Source organism: Dermabacter hominis NBRC 106157, assembly GCF_001570785.1.
Lineage (GTDB): Bacteria > Actinomycetota > Actinomycetes > Actinomycetales > Dermabacteraceae > Dermabacter > Dermabacter hominis.
Genome location: NZ_BCSI01000002.1, coordinates 256,900 through 272,984 on the forward strand (window position 1 = coordinate 256,900; position 16,085 = coordinate 272,984).

Consider the following 16,085-nt stretch of genomic DNA (forward strand, 5'->3'; position numbering starts at 1 on the left):
ATGCTGAACCTCACCGACATCACCCTCACCTACCCCGACGGCGGCTCAACCGTCACCGCGGTCAACCACGCGAACCTCACGGTGAACCCGGGCGAATTCGCCGCCGTGACCGGGCCCTCCGGCTCGGGAAAGTCAAGCCTTTTGACCGTTGCGGCGACGCTCACGAGCCCCGATTCGGGAAGCGTGACAATCGCGGGTATCGAGACGACGTCGCTCAACCAGAAGAAGAAAACCGAAGTGCGCCGCGACCACGTGGGTATCGTGTTCCAGTCGCCGAACCTCATCCCTTCGCTCACCGTCGCCGAGCAGCTCGAGATTGTGGCACGTCTCGGCGCGGGCACGTTCAAGGGGATCTCGAAAAAGGAGCGCCAGGAACGAATCGAGTCGGCTCTTGACGCCGTGGGGATGCTCGATCGCGCTCATCACCGCCCGGGTGCGCTTTCGGGTGGGCAGCGCCAGAGGGTCAACATTGCCCGCGCGATCATCCACCAACCCGAGGTTCTGCTCGTGGATGAGCCGACGAGTGCCCTCGACCAGGAGCGCTCCAAAGCGATCATCGAACTGCTCGCGGAGACGACCCGCAAGCGCGACCTCGCGACCGTCGTTGTGACCCACGCGCAAGAGCAGCTCGACGAGTTCGATTCTGTTTATCGCATGGTGGACGGCGTTCTTTCGCGCGAGCGAAACTGAATTCCCGAGGGTTTGTGGGGGTTATTCCGGTCGTGAAGGCTGGGATAACCCCCACAACGTCTATGCAATTCGGTGAAAGTGGAGCGGGTGACGGGAATCGAACCCGCGCTGTCAGCTTGGGAAGCTGAAGTTCTACCATTGAACTACACCCGCGAATGTGCCTCCCCAGTGTAGCCGCCGCGCGGCGCACCTCCAAACCGGCGTGAGGGAAGCGACCACGCGTTAAGATAGAGGCGTGCTTCTCAGTGATCGTGATATTCGCGCGGAAATCGAGGCGGGCCGCATAGGCATCGCCCCCTTTGGTGACGAGTTTATTCAGCCCGCGTCAGTGGACGTGCGGATCGATCGATTCTTTCGACTCTTCGATAACCACAAGTACGCGATGATCGACCCTGCGAAGGAGCAGGCAGAGCTCACGCGCCTCGTGGAGGTCGATCCTGACCAGCCCTACATGCTGCACCCTGGCGAGTTCGTGCTCGCGTCGACGTATGAGACGGTGAGCCTTCCCAACGACATTGCGGCGCGCCTCGAAGGCAAGTCGAGCCTCGGCCGCCTCGGGCTGCTCACGCACTCCACTGCGGGCTTCATCGATCCGGGGTTCGAGGGGCACATCACCCTCGAGCTCTCGAATATGGCAACCCTCCCGGTCGCGCTGTGGCCGGGCATGAAGATCGGCCAGCTGTGTTTCTTCCGGCTTAGTAGCGAGGCAGAAAGCCCGTACGGCTCGGAGGGGAACCTCAACAGGTACAGGGGCCAAAGGGGTCCGACGGCTTCCCGCTCCTACATGAACTTTCACCGCACGCAGATCCCCGCAACACCCTTGGAGGAGACCCCGTGACGCACACCCTTGTTCTTGACCGGAGCTACGGGCTCGATGATCTCTTCGCGCTCACGCTCAACCGTTACCCGCTCGCGCGGAAGAAGAAGAAAACGATCCGGGTCAGTGACACGACTTCGCTCGTGTGGAACCCCTCGGCGAACGAGGCAACGATCGAGGTTCCCATGCATCGCGATGGCGGACCTTCGGAGATTCCCGATGGATTCGGCTTCGATACGGCCTTCCCGAACGGTGTCCCCGCCGGTGAGGAGCGCGAGATTCTCGAGTTCGCACTCAACGCGGTGCGTCGCCTCGGCGGGAAAGTCGTGACCGACACCGGCCACGAGCTTGCCCCGCATCAGTTCATGCAGCCGAGCCTCCACGTGGTTGCCGCGTATGAGCTCGCGCCGAAGGACCTGCTCGAGATCGTGCAGAAAATCGTGAAGGAGTCGGAGCTTGTGGGAGAGGCCGAGGGCTTCCCGTACATGATCTCGGCCCCGATTTTCGCGCACGCCGACCTCGTGGTCGAAGCGACGACGCTCGAGGAAGATATCCCCGCGATTGAGCACGTCGAATGGGTCAAGGAAGGCGCGGCGCTGTACACGGTGGCCTATCGCCCCGATGATCCCTCGAGCCTCGTTGCCGAAAACCCGGAGAAGCCGCAAATTCGTGAATGGCGTGAGGCTTACCTCGGGTGCAGTGCCGTGGCGCGCGCAATTTGGGACGAGACCGGCGGGTTCGTGCTCGACTACGAGAATTTCCTCGTGAACCCGAACGAGCTCTTCTAACAGCCTTCGCCAAGCACTTCACGCGAGCGAGGGTTTGGTTGACGCTGGAGGCGTGCATCCCGTGACGTGGGATGAACGTATGGCGAGCCCTGCTCGATTGATAGAGTTAAGCGTCCCCGCACCGTAGTCACGAGGACGGAACTACCTGCATGATTATCGCCATCGCCGCGCATTTCGCGATGGCACTTGCGGCGCCCTTTTTCGTGAAGTGGTGGAAACAAAAAGCATTTCTACCGATCGCTCTCGTTCCCGCGGGAACCGCCGCGTACCTGCTCGCGCACTCACCTGCCGCCCTCGCCGAGGCGCCCCGCGTTGAGTCCCACCCGTGGATTCCCCAATTCGGCATTACTCTGAGCTTCGCACTCGATCCGCTCGCGTGGCTGTTCGTCCTCATCGTTTCGGGTATCGGAACGGTCATCATGCTGTACTGCTCGCGGTACTTCAAGGAAACGGAGCCGTCGCTCGCGCGTTTCGCGGGCGTGTTCACGGCGTTCTCCGGGGCGATGCTCGGGCTTGTGCTCGCCGACGACGCGATGATGCTGTTCGTGTTCTGGGAGCTCACGACCGTGTTCTCCTACCTGCTCATCGGCCACTACGTCACGAAGCAGGCCTCGCGCCGCGCGGCGATCAACGCGCTCATTTCTACGACCGCGGGCGGCCTCGCCCTCATGGTGGGACTCCTCATGCTCGGTGTCGAAGCCGGCAGCATGCGAATCTCCGAGATCCTCACGTCGCCCGCGTTCGCCGCTGTCTCCCCGTACCTCGTTGTGGCCCTCGTGCTCGTGCTCACCGGTGCGGCAACGAAATCGGCACTTGCCCCCGGGCACTTCTGGCTCCCCGGTGCAATGGCCGCCCCCACGCCCGTGTCGGCGTATCTTCACGCCGCGGCGATGGTGAAGGGGGGAATCTATGTTCTCTTGAGGTTCGCCCCGCTCCTGGCAACCGTCGGACCCCTCACGGTCGCAGTGTCCGCGCTCGGTGCCGCGACCATGCTGCTCGGTGGGTGGCGAGCCCTCAGGCAAACAGATATCAAGCTGCTGCTCGCGTACGGCACCGTGTCCCAGCTCGGGTTCATGGCATCGATCGCGGCCGTCGCAACGCGCGAAGCGGTGTTTGCCGCCGCCATGCTCACCCTCGCGCACGCGCTATTCAAGGCGCCGCTGTTCATGGGCGTCGGCGTCGTGGACAAGTGCTACGGCACTCGCGACCTGCGCGAACTTAGCGGAGTGTTCAAGGACCTGCCGATTATCGGGATCGTCGCCTTCGTGAGCGCGGCCTCTATGGCGGCGATGCCGCCGCTGTTTGGATTCGTCGCAAAGGAAGCGGTGTTCTACACCTTCGCCGAGGGTGAGCCGTGGGCTCGTGCGATCCTCGCGGCGACCGTCGCGGGATCCGTGCTGACAGTCGCGTACTCCTGCCGCTTCTTCTTCCACGTGTTTCCCGGTAAGGGCGGGGCTCCGCACAAGCAGCCCACGCTGCGATTCCAGCTCATCCCAGCGATCGTCGCGGCCGCGAGCCTTTTCGCTCTCGCGCTCACTCCCCAGCTTGAGGTGCTCGCGACGCTCATCGCGGGCGGCCCCGGCGCCGCCGTGGGGGAGGTCGGTCACCTCGCCGTCGTTCCCGATCACGTGTCGCTCCCGCTCATCTGCTCGCTGCTCGCTCTTACTCTCGGTGCTGCCCTCGCGGTTTGGCACGCCCCGTTTGAGCGCTTCCAGAAGGCCGTGAGCCCTCAGCGCACAGCGCTTGGGCGATGGTGCGATGCGGAGCGCCTGTTCCGCGCTTCCATGCGCGAGGTGGACTCGCTCGCCGTGCGCACAACCGCCTTTTTCCAGCGCGGCTCGCTCCCGGTGCACCTCGGCGCGATCTTCCTCGTGTTCGTCGTGATGCTCGGTGGCGCACTCGGCTTTACCGGCAAGCTCCCGGACACGGTCGTCCTGTTCGTGCATCCCGCAGAGTTTGCCGTGGTCGGCTTCGCGGCGCTCGCAGCGCTCGGCGCGGCGCGCGCCCGTCGCCGGCTGAGGGCCGCGCTGCTGATTTCCGGCACGGGCTTCGGCACTGCGCTCCTGTTCATGATGTACGGCGCCCCCGATGTCGCCGCGACCCAGCTCTTCGTTGAGACGATGATGACCGTCGTGCTCATCCTCGTGCTGCGACGCCTGCCCGCGCACTTCTCGATTCGCCCGCGCCGCTTCGACCAAGTCGCGCGCTGGTCGATCGCGATCTGCACGGCCATCGTGATCGTCACCGTTTTCGCGTATGCGGCGGGTGCACGCCTCACCGCCCCGGTTGGCCCTGAGCTCATCGAGGCCGGTTACGAGATCGGCAAGGGACACAACGCGGTCAACGTCACCCTCGTCGACGCGCGCGTGTGGGACACCATGGGTGAGATCGCCGTCGTCCTCGTCGTTGCCTCAGGAATCGCCTCCCTCATCTTCGTGCAAAAGCGTGAGCAGCAAATCGTGCGCGTAGGGGACCTCGAGGGGGAGCTCTCGATCTGGCGACGAGCGTCCGACGCCTCCATCCCCGAAAACACGCTTCGGTTCCACAACGAGAGCGGGGACCTCGAGGGCAATCGCGGCTCCACGTGGCTGCTGGCGAGCCGCACCCTGGCCCCCGAACGCCGCATGGTCGTCCTCGAAGTCATCACGCGCCTCACGTTCCCGATGCTCATGGTGCTGAGCATCTACCTGCTGTGTGCCGGCCATAACTTCCCCGGTGGCGGATTCGCCGGTGGCCTGGTCGCGGGCCTCGCGATCACGCTTCGCTATCTCGCGGGCGGCCGCTACGAACTCAACGAAGCCGCGCCCGTGCAGGCCGGGGCGCTCCTTGGCATTGGCATGGTGCTCGCTCTCTTCACGGGCATCTCACCGCTCCTCTTCGGCGGCACGGTGTTCCAAAGCTACGTGTGGATCGGGCACCTCCCCGTTCTCGGCGAGATCGAACTCGCGAGCGCACTCATCTTCGATATCGGCGTGTACCTGATCGTCGTGGGCCTCGCCCTCGACGTCTTGCGCACTCTCGGCGAGCAGATCGACCGGCATCAGGAGGCGGAACTCGATGCACGTTAGCCTCCTCATTCTCCTTCTCGCGGCAGTCCTGATCGCGAGCGGAATCTACATGCTGCTCGAACGCACCCTCTCGCGCATCATCATGGGCGCGGTCCTCGCGGGCAACGGCATCAACCTGCTGTTTCTCCTCGCGATCGGGACCCCCGGAACGCCGCCATTCGAAGGCTCGGGCGCGCTTGAGGCCATGAGCGACCCGCTGCCCATGGCGATGGTGCTCACCGCGATCGTCATCTCTCTCGCCCTCACGGGCTTCGGCATGGCGCTCTCCTACCGCTCGTGGCAGCTATTCGGCCACGACGAGGTTCCCGACGACGTCGAGGACCTCCGCGTCGCCGACCGCTCGCGCAGGCTCGTCGAACGTCACCGCCACGAAGTCATCGAGAAGGTCGGATTCGAAGCCGACGAGCGACGCAAGGAACGCGAACACGCCCGCTTGGAGGAAGAGGCCGAAAAGGCACGCGCGAACGCGCGCGAGGATGCGGAAGACGATATTTCCGACGACTTTACGTCCGACGAAGAAGTCGAACAGAGCCCGACAGAAAGCGACAGCGACGAGGAGGAGACGCCATGAGTCCCGAGATTCTCCTCGCCGCGCCCGTGATGCTCCCGCTCCTCGGCGCCGCCGTCGCTCTCCTCACGCGTCACCGCGCTGGACTCCAACTCATCGTCACGATCGGCACCCTCAGCGTCAACCTCGTGATCGCGGCGCTCCTCATGTACTGGATCAACGAGAACAGCATCCTCGTGCTCCAGATCGGCAAATGGACCCCCACGCTCGGCATCGTGCTCGTTGCCGACAGGCTCACGGGCCTCATGCTTCTCGTCTCGTCGTTCGTGACCCTCGCCGTGCTCATTTACGCGAGCGCCCAAACGATCTCTGAGCACATCGAATCCACCCCCATTGCGATCTTCCACCCCTCCTACCTCCTGCTCGTCGCGGGCGTCTCAAACGCGTTCCTCGCGGGCGACCTCTTCAACATGTACGTGGGCTTCGAGATCCTGCTCGCCGCGTCGTTCGTGCTTCTGACGCTCGGGGGATCCGCAAGCAGGGTTCGAGCCGCGACGACATACGTGATCGTGTCGATGGTGAGTTCCATGCTGTTTCTCGTGGGGATCGCCAGTTGCTATGCAGCCGTCGGAACCGTGAACCTCGCGGAGATTGCCGCGCGCATGGACCACGTGGACCACCACGTGCGCCTGCTCATCGAGTTCGTGCTGCTTATCGCCTTTGGGCTCAAAGCAGCGATCTTCCCGCTGTCGGCGTGGCTGCCCGACTCCTACCCGACGGCGCCCGCCCCCGTGACGGCCGTGTTCGCGGGACTGCTGACCAAGGTGGGGATCTACGCGATCATCCGTCTCGAAACCCTCATGTTCCCCGAGTCGGAGATCTCGACGGTCCTCCTGGTCGCGGCCGGTTTTAGCCTTGTGATCGGCATCCTCGGGGCAATCGCCCAAACTGACCTCAAGCGTGTGCTGTCGTTTACGCTCGTCAGCCATATGGGCTACATGATGTTCGGCATCGGGATTTCCTCGCAGATCTCCATGACGGCAACCGTGTTCTACGTTGCCCACCACATCACCGTGCAGTCCACGCTGTTCCTCGCGGCTGGACTCATCGAGCACGTGGGAGGAACAACGAATCTCGCGAAGCTCGGTGGGCTCGCGAAGGCCGCGCCGTGGCTCGCGATCCTCTTCTTCGTGCCGGCCATGAACCTCGCGGGTGTGCCGCCGCTCAGCGGGTTCATCGGGAAAGTTGGCCTCATCATTGGCGGCATCCACCGCGGGAGCGCACTCGCGTGGATCCTCGTTGCGCTGAGTGTGATCACCTCGCTTCTGACCATGTACGCGATCGCGAAGGTGTGGAACCGCGCGTTCTGGCAGGAAACTCCCGAGCAGATCGTGGTGGAGAAGCCGGTCACGCCGCTGCTCATGAGCGGTTCGACCGCGGCGCTCGTCGCGTTCTCACTCGCCCTCACCGTGTTCGCCGGCCCCCTCATTGCGTACAGCGAAACGGCCGCGTCCTCGCTGCTTGAGCGAGCCCCCTACGTGAGTGCAGTGCTCGGCGACGACGCTGCCGATAGGCTCGTGTACAACATCGACGACGCCGGTGGAGGGCAGGTGGCGCCCGAATGACCCGCTTCACCGGTCGAATCCGCGACCTTCCATCGCACACGCTCGGCATCCTCGGAGGTGCCCTCGCGTGGTGCCTCCTGTGGGGAGAATTCAGTGTCCTGAGTGTCCTCGGCGGACTCCTCCTCGGCGCCCTCGTCTACGTTATTTTCCCCGCGCCACCGCTGAGCCGCGAAGTCACCCTACGCCCCGTAAGCGCGCTCGTGTTTATCACCGTTTTCGCGAAAGACCTCGTCGAGGGCAGCATCCAGGTGGCGCGCTTCGCGCTGCGCCCCTCCGGTAGCCCGGGCTCGAGCGTGATCGCCGTGCAGCTACGGTCACGAAGCGACCTGTTCCTGTCGTTCACGGGTATTCTCGCGACACTCATTCCCGGCTCGGTTGTCGTTGAGGCGCAGCGGGCCACGGGAACCCTGTTCTTCCACGCGATCGGCGTGACCACGAAAGAGCAGATCAAGGCGCAGCACGAGAGCATTCTTCGCCAAGAGGAACGCTTGCTGCGGGCCTTCGCCGCGCGCGACATCCTCGAAAGCGCCGGCTACGGGACGAGAAGGAGGCACGGCTGATGTTCGAGACGATTCTCCTGAGCGCCGCGATCGCGCTCGGTCTGATCTCGATTCCGATCGTCTACCGGATGATCGTGGGCCCCACCGTTCTCGACCGCGCCGTCGCGCTCGACATGCTCGTTGTGCAAGTCATCATAGGGCTCGCGCTCTACTCGGCATGGACCGCAACGACCTTCGCGATTATTCCCGCCCTCGCCCTCTCGGCGACGGCCTTCATTGGCACGCTCGCGCTCGCCCGCTTCGTGGCCCGCGCCGACGCCCCGGAGCGAAAGGACGCCGAGCAGTGAGCATCCTCGAGATCATCGGCTCGACTCTCATCGTGATCGGCGTGCTCGTCGCCGCGATCGCGATGGTTGGCCTCATTCGCTTCAACGACGTTCTCTCGCGCATGCACGCGGCGTCCAAACCGCAAACCCTCGGCCTTGTGCTCGTGCTTGCGGGGGCGGCAATCGCCTCGCAGTCGTTGGCAATTGCGGGCATGCTGGCCCTCGTGCTCGCCGCTCAATTCCTGACCATGACAGCCTCGAGCGCGATGCTGGGTCGAGCCGCATTCCGCCGCGGCTTCCTCCTTGGAAGCGACTACGCCTTCGACGAACTTACGCCGCGACTGTCGATCGGTGGCGAAGGCGACGACGATGACGACGGCTTCATCGATCCTGAGGCGGATGCCCACCCCGATACCGAGACCGAGAACGCCCTTCCCTCGAACGTTCTCACGCACACGATGGGCCTTGAACTCGCCGGCCTCAAGGAATACTTCGACGAGGAAGAAGCCAGCGAAGGCGACGAGGGCGATGCCGATGCACACCCCCGCACGGGAGAGTACGGCGGGAAACAGTAGCGCCAGTAGGGCGGTGAAGGTTCCGACGGTTGCCGGGTTAACGAGGGAGCGGGGGCGGCCCGGTGGCCACCCCCGCTCCCTTACGCGTGGGAGTCGATAGTCCCTTAGAAGAGGCCGATCGCGTTGCCGTCCTCATCGACGCCCATGCGCAGAGCCGCGGGCTCCTTCGGCAGGCCGGGCATGGTCATGACCGAACCGGTGAGGGCAACGACGAACCCTGCGCCGAGGCGGGGGATGAGGTCACGAACGTGGAGCACGTGGCCCTCGGGCGCGCCGAGCTTGGTCGGGTCGTCGCTGAACGAGTACTGGGTCTTCGCCATGCAGACGGGAAGCTTGTCCCAGCCGTTCTTCTTGAGGCGGCGAAGCGCAGCGGGGGCACCGTCGACGTACTGAACTTCGGAAGCACCGTAGACCTCTTTGGCGATGGTCTCGATGGCGTTTTCGACGCCGTCCTCGGTCTCGTAGAGGTGGTGGAAGTCGCCGGCCTCTTCGATCGCGGCGAGCACCTGGTCGGCGAGGTCGAGAGCGCCTTCGCCACCCTTGGCCCACACCTCGGAGAGGGCTGCCTTGTAACCATTCTCCTTGGCCCAGTCGAGAATCGCCTTGAGCTCGGTCTCGGTGTCCGACGGGAAGCGGTTGAGGGCGATCACGGGTTCGAGGCCGAACTTGCGGATGTTCTCGAGGTGCTTGCGGAGGTTCGAGGTGCCTTCGAGGGCCGCGTCGACGTTCTCGGTTTCGAGCTCGTCCTTCTTAACCCCGCCGTGCATCTTGAGCGCGCGCACGGTTGCGACGAGCACGACCGCGTCGGGCGAGAATCCGCCGAAGCGCGACTTGATGTCGAGGAACTTCTCGCCGCCGAGGTCCGAGCCGAAGCCGGCCTCGGTCACGGCGATCTCACCGAGCTCGCGGGCGAGGTTCGTCGCGATGATCGAGTTGCAGCCGTGCGCGATGTTGGCGAACGGGCCGCCGTGCACGAGGGCGGGGGTTCCGCCGAGGGTCTGCACGAGGTTCGGGTTGAGGGCGTCCTTGAGGAGCATCGTGATGGCGCCTTCGACCTTGAGGTCGGCGACGGTCACGGGCTTGCGATCGAACGTGTAGCCAACGACGATGCGCGAGATGCGCTCCTGTAGATCCTTGAGGTCCGTCGCGAGGCAGAGGATCGCCATGATCTCCGAGGCAACGACGATGTCGAAGCCGTCTTCGCGGGGCATGCCCTGGGCGGGGCCACCGAGGCCGACGACGATCGAGCGAAGTTCGCGGTCGTTGACGTCGAGGACGCGCTTCCACTGGATGCGGCGAGGATCAATGTTGAGGGGGTTGCCCTGGTGAATCGAGTTGTCGATGAGGGCCGCGAGGGTGTTGTTGGCGATCTGGATCGCGTGGAAGTCGCCCGTGAAGTGGAGGTTGATGTCTTCCATGGGGACGACCTGGGCGTAGCCGCCGCCGGTCGCGCCACCCTTGACGCCCATGACCGGGCCGAGCGAGGGTTCGCGGAGCGCGACGACGGTCTTCTTGCCCTTGAGGGAGAAGGCATCGGAAAGGCCAACGGTCGTCGTGGACTTGCCTTCGCCCGCGGGGGTGGGCGAGAGGGCCGAGACGAGCACGAGCTTCGCCTTCGGCTTGTCGCTATTGCGGTCGATCTTCTTCATGTCGACCTTGGCCTTGGTCCAGCCGTAGGGGATGAGGGCGTCGCTCGGAATACCGGCGGCCTCGGCGATCTCGGTGATCGGCTTGAGGGTGTGTGCCTGGGCGATCTTGAGATCGGGGTTTTCGGTTGCCATGGGGCAAATCTCCTTTGATTCTTCTCGGTTCCTGCGGGGGCGTTCGTCCCTTACTGTGACCTAGCAAACGGGAAATTCCCTGAGCATGCCAACGTTTAATCGCCTCGCGCGGCATCCCGGTGCGCTCCCGTGACCGAAATTCCGGAAATATGGCGTGTACAGGGGGCATACAAAAATCCCCCGCCCGGTACGACCCGACGGGGGATTGCTGTGGCTCCGACGGGCGTCGATCCCGTGACCTCTCGATTTTCAGTCGAACGCTCTACCAACTGAGCTACAGAGCCGTATGTTCCAGAAGGAACAGCGAACAGCCTACCAGTGCGCGCGAGCGCGTGCGAAATCGATGGGGGAGGGGGAGAGGTAAGACACGTTCGTTCGGGTGCGGGTGCAAACGGTGTGGGGGCATGGAAAAACCCCCTCGATTCTTCGAGGGGGTTTGTCGCTTCTTGCGACCCTGACCGGGCTTGAACCGGCGACCTCCGCCGTGACAGGGCGGCACTCTAACCAACTGAGCTACAGGGCCTTTTTTGTCGTGCTCTCGCTTCGACTCGAATTACTTTACACACCCTGTGCACCAAATGCCACCTGAGAGCGGAGAGGCTCGTCACATTCGTGATTCCGCTGGTCTTCGCGTGCTTGGCACAATGGATGGGGTGAGGAGCAGAGCACAGTCCGACGGTTCACCAGCCGTCTTCGATCTCGAGGCAATCGGCGCGAATCTCGCCTTCGCGAGTGTCGCTGCCGACCTCGCCGAGGCGATCGCGTCGCCCGGTGCGAGCGCGGTCGTCCAGGCGCCTCCGGGATCGGGCAAGACGACGCTCGTGCCGCCCATCGTTGCGAACGCTCTCGTGGGCGAGCAAGGCGCGGGTCGCGTGATAGTCACGCAGCCGCGGCGCGTCGCCGCGCGTGCCGGCGCATCCAGGCTTCGTGCCCTCGCTTCACAGACCACCCCGGCGCTCGCCGACCGCGTCGCCTATACGGTGCGCGGTGACTCTACGCTCACGCGCGACTCCCTCGTGGAGTTCGTGACACCGGGTGTCCTCGTGCGACGCTTCCTCGCCGATCCTGAGCTCGCGGATGTGTCGGCGATTGTGCTCGACGAGGTGCATGAGCGCTCCCTTGAGTCAGATCTCGCGTTTGCCTTCGCGCTCGACGTGCGCGACCTGCGCGGAGATTTGAGGATTCTCGCGCTTTCGGCGACCCTCGATGCCGAGCGTTTCGCGGGCCTCATGGGGGAGGCCGTGGCGGACCCGGTACCGGTGATTGACTCGCCAACGGCGCTGTTTCCCGTCGCGACGCGACGAGAGCCCTTCGCCTCGCGCATGAACGAGCGCGGAGTCTCAAGGGAGTTCCTCGAGCATGCCGCGCGGGTGGCGGTCGAGGCGCTTGAGGAGCCGGGCGAGCTCGCGGATAGCGACGTTCTCGTGTTCCTGCCGGGGGCGTGGGAGGTTGAAAATGCGGCATCGGCGGCGCGGGACCTGCTCGCGCGCCGTGGCGCGCGGGTCGACGTATGCGAGCTTCACGGCCGCATCGATGCGCGTGAACAGGATCGGATTGTGCGGGGCCGCGGAGCCGACGAGCCGCGCAGGATCATCTTCTCCACGAACCTCGCCGAGTCGTCGCTCACCGTGCCGGGCGTGAGCATCGTTGTAGATTCGGGGCTGAGCCGCGAAGTGCGCCGCGATGCCGCAAGGAAAATGAGCGGCCTCGTGACCGTCACGGCGTCGCGTGCGAGCATGGCGCAGCGCGCCGGTCGCGCGGGCCGACTCGGCCCCGGCCTCGCGATTCGCCTCTTCGACGACCTCGCCTACGCCGGCGCGCGAGACTTCACCCTCCCCGAGATTGCGAGCGCCGACCTCACCGATACGGCACTGCTCATGGCGGCATGGGGGACGCCCGGCGGCTCAGGCCTTCGCCTTCCCGATCCGCCCCCGTCGGACGCGCTCGGCGAGGCCCACGAGACACTCCACGCCCTCGGAGCCCTCGACGCCGAGGGAACCCTCACTCCACTTGGCCGCACACTCGCCTCCATCCCCACCGACCCGCGGCTTGCCCGCGCGCTGCTCGCCTCAACACCGGTCGTAGGGTCCGACGCCGCCTCGCGCACCGTCGCCGCCCTGTCCCTTGAGGCGCCACTCCCGCTCGACGGCCGCAGCATCGACGGTCCGCGTGCGAGCCGCGAGCGTCTCGCGAAAGAAACCGAGCGTTTCGCCCGCATCGCTTGCCGCCATGCAGGCGATGCACACCCCGACACGAGCGGCGGACTGGAGACGCTCGAGGCGCCGCACGATCCGGCGCACGCCGCCGGAATCGTTGTGGGCCTCGCTTACCCGGAGCGCCTCGCGCGGCGCGTCGAGCCGGGAATCTACGAGTGCGCCGGCGGGACCCGCGCCGGCACGGACGAGACGAGTCTCGGCGAATGGATCGCGATTGCCGAGATGCAGCGATCGAACGCGAAGGCCGCCCGCGGCACGGGCGCGATCATCCGCTCTGCCGCACCCCTCACCGAAGAGGAAGCCCTCGCGTGTGCGGGACCGCTCGTGTCCGAGAGAACCGAGATCGACTTCGGCGAGAGCGGCGCGAAAGCGCGCCGCGTGAAAGTGCTCGGCAGCATCGTTCTCTCCTCGACCCCCACGAAAGCCGAGGGGGCAGGTGCGCGAGAGGCTGTTCTCGCGGGCATTCAACGCGCCGGACTCGGCATGTTCACGTGGAGCCCGAGCGCCGCGAACCTGCGCTCCCGCCTCGCACTTCTTCACCGCGAGCTCGGCGACCCCTGGCCCGACGTGAGCGATGCGGCCCTGCTGTCCCGCCTCGAGGAACTCGCGGGCCCCGAGCTCGACGCCCTCGCCGGCATCGGCAGAAAAAACCCGCTTCCCCCCTCAAAAATCGATATGCGCCCCATCCTCGAGCGCGCCCTCCCATGGCCCGAAGCCGCGCGACTCGAAGAACTCGCGCCCGAGAGAATCCAGGTGCCGTCGGACTCCAAAATTCGCCTTGACTACCCGAGCGCCGAGCAGATTGCGCACGCCGATGAGAGCGGCGCGGATGAGGCGCCCGTGAGGCTCAAGGTCAAGCTCCAGGAAATGTTCGGGCTCGAAGAGACCCCGCGCATCGTCGAGGGCAGGGTGAGCGTGCTCATCGAGCTGCTCTCACCCGGCGGGAAACCCCTCGCGATCACGAAGGACCTGCGCTCATTTTGGGCGGGGCCGTACGCGGAGGTCCGCAAAGAAATGCGCGGCCGCTACCCGAAACACCCCTGGCCCGAGGACCCGATGGCGTTCGAAGCGACCGCGAAAACGAACCGCGCACTCAGGCGCGGCCCGCACTAGGGGCGGGGACTACTTCTCGAGTGCCCGCACGCCCTTCCAGGCAAGAGGAATCAGCCCGGCGGCGATTGCGGCCTTCACGATTCCACCCGGAATGAATGGGATGAGACCCGCGTTCATGATGCCCGCGAAGTCGAGGCCGAGGCCCATGATCGAGTTGAGCACCCACGCCATGTACGGCACGCCCACGACGAACGGCAACGCGCTCGCGGCAATAAAGCCGAGAAGCGCGAGGGCGAACTTGCGATCCCACGCGCGCTCCGCCATCCAGCCCGCCACAAAGGCCGAGGGGATAAAGCCGATGATGAAGCCGAAGCTCGGCTCGAGAACCATGCCCGGGCCGCCGCCGAACTCGGCGAAAATCGGGGCGCCCGCAAGACCCGCCACGAGGTAGGTGGCGAGCGATGCCGCGCCGCGCTTCGAACCGAGCGCCGCACCCACGAGAATCACGCCGAGCGTCTGGCCGGTGATCGGCACATACGGAAGCGGAATCGTGACCTGTGCGAGGAGCCCTACCACAACGACACCGGCTGCGATGAGCGAGAGATCGGTGAGCAGCGTGCGGTGTTTAACGAGCGAATCGGCGAGCACGGGGCGAGTGCCGGCAAGGGGTGCGGTGGTCATGGATCTCCTTCATCTCACGAATAGGGCCGCACTAATACTAGGCCCCGCTCCCGTTCAACGTGGAGAAGAGCGCGGTCGCCTACACCTGAATCGAGGCGCATGTGGCGCTCTATAGGGTGGGATCATGCCACCACGATCCCGCACCTCCGATACTCGCACCGAGCGCGCCCGCCTCATATATGCGCGCCTGAGTGCACAAGGACTCGCCCTGCCGAGGCATCGCAACGCCGGGAATCTCGTGCACGCGATGGGCGCGATGCAGGGGCAGGATCTGCCCGGCCTGCTCTCCTCGATCGCCCTTCGGCTCGATGCGGAAAAGGTCGGTGAAGCACCAGGCCAGGATCAGGTTCCGACGGTGGCTCCCCAAGCGTCGGATTCTGAAGCTTTCCCGAGCGACGCGCGCATGCGGGAAGTACTGCACGCGTTTGACGCAGGCGAGATCGTGCGCGGTTACCCGATGCGAGGGACCGTTTTCGCCATGGCCGCCCGCGATGCGCGGTGGATGACCGAGCTGTGTGCGAAGAAGGGAGAGTGGGAAGCAAGGCGCCGCCGCTCGCGCAATCTATCCGACGCCCAGGTTGAGCACGCGCTGAACCTCACCCTCGAATTCCTCGCGGGGAAAGTGCGAGGTGTGACACGGGCCGAACTCCTCGAGGCGTGGAAAAACGGCGGCATCGAGACGGACGGCGGTCGCGGCTACCACCTCATCACCTACTTCATGGCATCCGGCCACCTGATCTACGGGCCGATCGACGGTGCGGAACAGCGAATCGCCGACGCCGCGACGTGGCTCCCCAAGGGGAGTGGACTCGAAGAGCGTTTCGGGGGAGACAAAGTCGCGGCAACCGCGGCACTGCTCGAGCGCTACCTCGCAAGTCATGGGCCAGCAACGCTGCGCGATTTCGCGTGGTGGACGAAACTCCCGCTTCGCCAGATCCGCGCGGCTGCCCTCCAGATCGGCGACGGAATCGAGGAATGGGGCAGTGACGCCGCAGGCGAGACGCTATTCTGCCGCGCGGGGCTTGCCGATGAGGTCAGCTCTGCCGCCGCACGCGTTCGGGGCACCTTCCTGCTGCCCGGTTTCGACGAGCTCGTGCTCGGATACCCCGACCGTCTCGCCCTCATGACCGAACAAGAGCACGCGCTGCTCGTGCCCGGAAACAACGGGGTGTTCCGGCGGGGAATCGTGCGCGGCGGGCGCATGGTTGCCCTGTGGCGCACCGTCAAGCGCAAGAGGGGTCGGGCGCTCGCGGTTGATGCCTTTGGTGAACTCTCCGCTGCGGCCTCGCGCGACATCGACAATGCCTTCGCGGCTTTTCCGCATCACGACCAGTAGGTGGCGCCCGCGCTCGGCGTAGGGGTGTCGGAGATCACCGCGCGGAGTGTGCGGCACGTGTACCAAGGTCCCGTGAAAAGGGGAGTGTGCGCAGGTAATTAATTATCTAGCGTCCAACGCC

At 65.2% G+C, this 16,085-nt stretch carries 13 protein-coding genes and 3 tRNA genes; 11 read left to right on the plus strand and 5 right to left on the minus strand.

All coding sequences use genetic code 11. The annotated features are described in order from the left end of the window. Positions 1–690: an ABC transporter ATP-binding protein gene (locus DEHOM01_RS03870; RefSeq protein WP_061211587.1), complete on the plus strand. Its 690-nt coding sequence runs from the start codon at positions 1–3 to the stop codon at positions 688–690. Between the two features lie 79 nt (positions 691–769). Here DEHOM01_RS03870 and DEHOM01_RS03875 read toward each other — a convergent pair. Beyond that, positions 770–843 (minus strand) — tRNA-Gly (locus DEHOM01_RS03875). A gap of 82 nt (positions 844–925) precedes the next feature. Between DEHOM01_RS03875 and dcd the strand changes: the two genes are divergently transcribed. The 8 genes from dcd to DEHOM01_RS03915 all read left to right on the plus strand — a co-directional run bounded on the left by dcd (position 926) and on the right by DEHOM01_RS03915 (position 8,897). After that, positions 926–1,528, plus strand: coding sequence for a dCTP deaminase (gene dcd, locus DEHOM01_RS03880; protein WP_016663230.1), 603 nt, complete (start codon positions 926–928; stop codon positions 1,526–1,528). Then, positions 1,525–2,295 carry a hypothetical protein gene (locus tag DEHOM01_RS03885; protein WP_061211588.1) on the plus strand — a complete coding sequence of 257 codons (771 nt, stop codon included), beginning with the start codon at positions 1,525–1,527 and terminating at the stop codon, positions 2,293–2,295. Before dcd ends, DEHOM01_RS03885 begins: the two co-directional genes overlap by 4 nt. A 149-nt stretch (positions 2,296–2,444) precedes the next feature. Further along, positions 2,445–5,363: a Na+/H+ antiporter subunit A gene (locus DEHOM01_RS03890; protein ID WP_061211589.1), complete on the plus strand. Its 2,919-nt coding sequence runs from the start codon at positions 2,445–2,447 to the stop codon at positions 5,361–5,363. Continuing rightward, positions 5,353–5,934 (plus strand): Na(+)/H(+) antiporter subunit C, encoded by a 582-nt coding sequence (locus tag DEHOM01_RS03895; protein ID WP_061211590.1) that lies wholly within the window; start codon positions 5,353–5,355, stop codon positions 5,932–5,934. Before DEHOM01_RS03890 ends, DEHOM01_RS03895 begins: the two co-directional genes overlap by 11 nt. Next, on the plus strand, positions 5,931–7,496 hold the full coding sequence (locus DEHOM01_RS03900) for a Na+/H+ antiporter subunit D (protein ID WP_016663226.1): 1,566 nt from the start codon (positions 5,931–5,933) through the stop codon (positions 7,494–7,496). Before DEHOM01_RS03895 ends, DEHOM01_RS03900 begins: the two co-directional genes overlap by 4 nt. Next, complete coding sequence (locus DEHOM01_RS03905; RefSeq protein WP_061211591.1) at positions 7,493–8,056, plus strand: Na+/H+ antiporter subunit E; 564 nt, start codon at positions 7,493–7,495, stop codon at positions 8,054–8,056. The genes DEHOM01_RS03900 and DEHOM01_RS03905 overlap by 4 nt, the downstream gene beginning before the upstream one ends. Next, positions 8,056–8,343 (plus strand): MrpF/PhaF family protein, encoded by a 288-nt coding sequence (locus DEHOM01_RS03910; protein WP_061211592.1) that lies wholly within the window; start codon positions 8,056–8,058, stop codon positions 8,341–8,343. Before DEHOM01_RS03905 ends, DEHOM01_RS03910 begins: the two co-directional genes overlap by 1 nt. Next, positions 8,340–8,897 (plus strand): cation:proton antiporter, encoded by a 558-nt coding sequence (locus DEHOM01_RS03915; protein WP_061211593.1) that lies wholly within the window; start codon positions 8,340–8,342, stop codon positions 8,895–8,897. Before DEHOM01_RS03910 ends, DEHOM01_RS03915 begins: the two co-directional genes overlap by 4 nt. 104 nt (positions 8,898–9,001) lie before the next feature. On the opposite strand, the gene DEHOM01_RS03920 is transcribed toward DEHOM01_RS03915, so the two are convergent. From DEHOM01_RS03920 to DEHOM01_RS03930, 3 genes are all read right to left on the minus strand, one after another. Then, complete coding sequence (locus DEHOM01_RS03920) at positions 9,002–10,678, minus strand: formate--tetrahydrofolate ligase (RefSeq protein ID WP_061211594.1); 1,677 nt, start codon at positions 10,676–10,678, stop codon at positions 9,002–9,004. 211 nt (positions 10,679–10,889) lie between these two features. Beyond that, positions 10,890–10,962 (minus strand) — tRNA-Phe (locus DEHOM01_RS03925). A 165-nt stretch (positions 10,963–11,127) separates the two neighbouring features. Beyond that, positions 11,128–11,201 (minus strand) — tRNA-Asp (locus tag DEHOM01_RS03930). A 130-nt stretch (positions 11,202–11,331) separates the two neighbouring features. Here DEHOM01_RS03930 and hrpB point away from each other — a divergent pair. Further along, the gene (gene hrpB, locus DEHOM01_RS03935) at positions 11,332–14,007 is read left to right on the plus strand and encodes an ATP-dependent helicase HrpB (RefSeq protein WP_245630647.1); all 2,676 of its coding nucleotides are present in this window, start codon (positions 11,332–11,334) and stop codon (positions 14,005–14,007) included. A 9-nt stretch (positions 14,008–14,016) separates the two neighbouring features. Here hrpB and DEHOM01_RS03940 read toward each other — a convergent pair whose 3' ends face one another. Next, the gene (locus DEHOM01_RS03940; RefSeq protein WP_061211595.1) at positions 14,017–14,628 is read right to left on the minus strand and encodes a biotin transporter BioY; all 612 of its coding nucleotides are present in this window, start codon (positions 14,626–14,628) and stop codon (positions 14,017–14,019) included. Positions 14,629–14,752: 124 nt separating this feature from the next. Between DEHOM01_RS03940 and DEHOM01_RS03945 the strand changes: the two genes are divergently transcribed. Then, positions 14,753–15,964, plus strand: coding sequence for a winged helix DNA-binding domain-containing protein (locus DEHOM01_RS03945; protein ID WP_061211596.1), 1,212 nt, complete (start codon positions 14,753–14,755; stop codon positions 15,962–15,964). Positions 15,965–16,085 lie beyond the last annotated feature (121 nt).

Bases quoted from the DNA above. Each gene is read 5' to 3' on its own strand.
- DEHOM01_RS03920 (WP_061211594.1), bottom strand. From the start codon at position 10,678: ATGGCAACCGAAAACCCCGATCTCAAGATCGCCCAGGCACACACCCTC.
- DEHOM01_RS03890 (WP_061211589.1), top strand. From the start codon at position 2,445: ATGATTATCGCCATCGCCGCGCATTTCGCGATGGCACTTGCGGCGCCC.
- DEHOM01_RS03900 (WP_016663226.1), top strand. From the start codon at position 5,931: ATGAGTCCCGAGATTCTCCTCGCCGCGCCCGTGATGCTCCCGCTCCTC.
- DEHOM01_RS03870 (WP_061211587.1), top strand. From the start codon at position 1: ATGCTGAACCTCACCGACATCACCCTCACCTACCCCGACGGCGGCTCA.
- DEHOM01_RS03895 (WP_061211590.1), top strand. From the start codon at position 5,353: ATGCACGTTAGCCTCCTCATTCTCCTTCTCGCGGCAGTCCTGATCGCG.
- DEHOM01_RS03905 (WP_061211591.1), top strand. From the start codon at position 7,493: ATGACCCGCTTCACCGGTCGAATCCGCGACCTTCCATCGCACACGCTC.
- DEHOM01_RS03940 (WP_061211595.1), bottom strand. From the start codon at position 14,628: ATGACCACCGCACCCCTTGCCGGCACTCGCCCCGTGCTCGCCGATTCG.
- DEHOM01_RS03945 (WP_061211596.1), top strand. From the start codon at position 14,753: ATGCCACCACGATCCCGCACCTCCGATACTCGCACCGAGCGCGCCCGC.
- DEHOM01_RS03910 (WP_061211592.1), top strand. From the start codon at position 8,056: ATGTTCGAGACGATTCTCCTGAGCGCCGCGATCGCGCTCGGTCTGATC.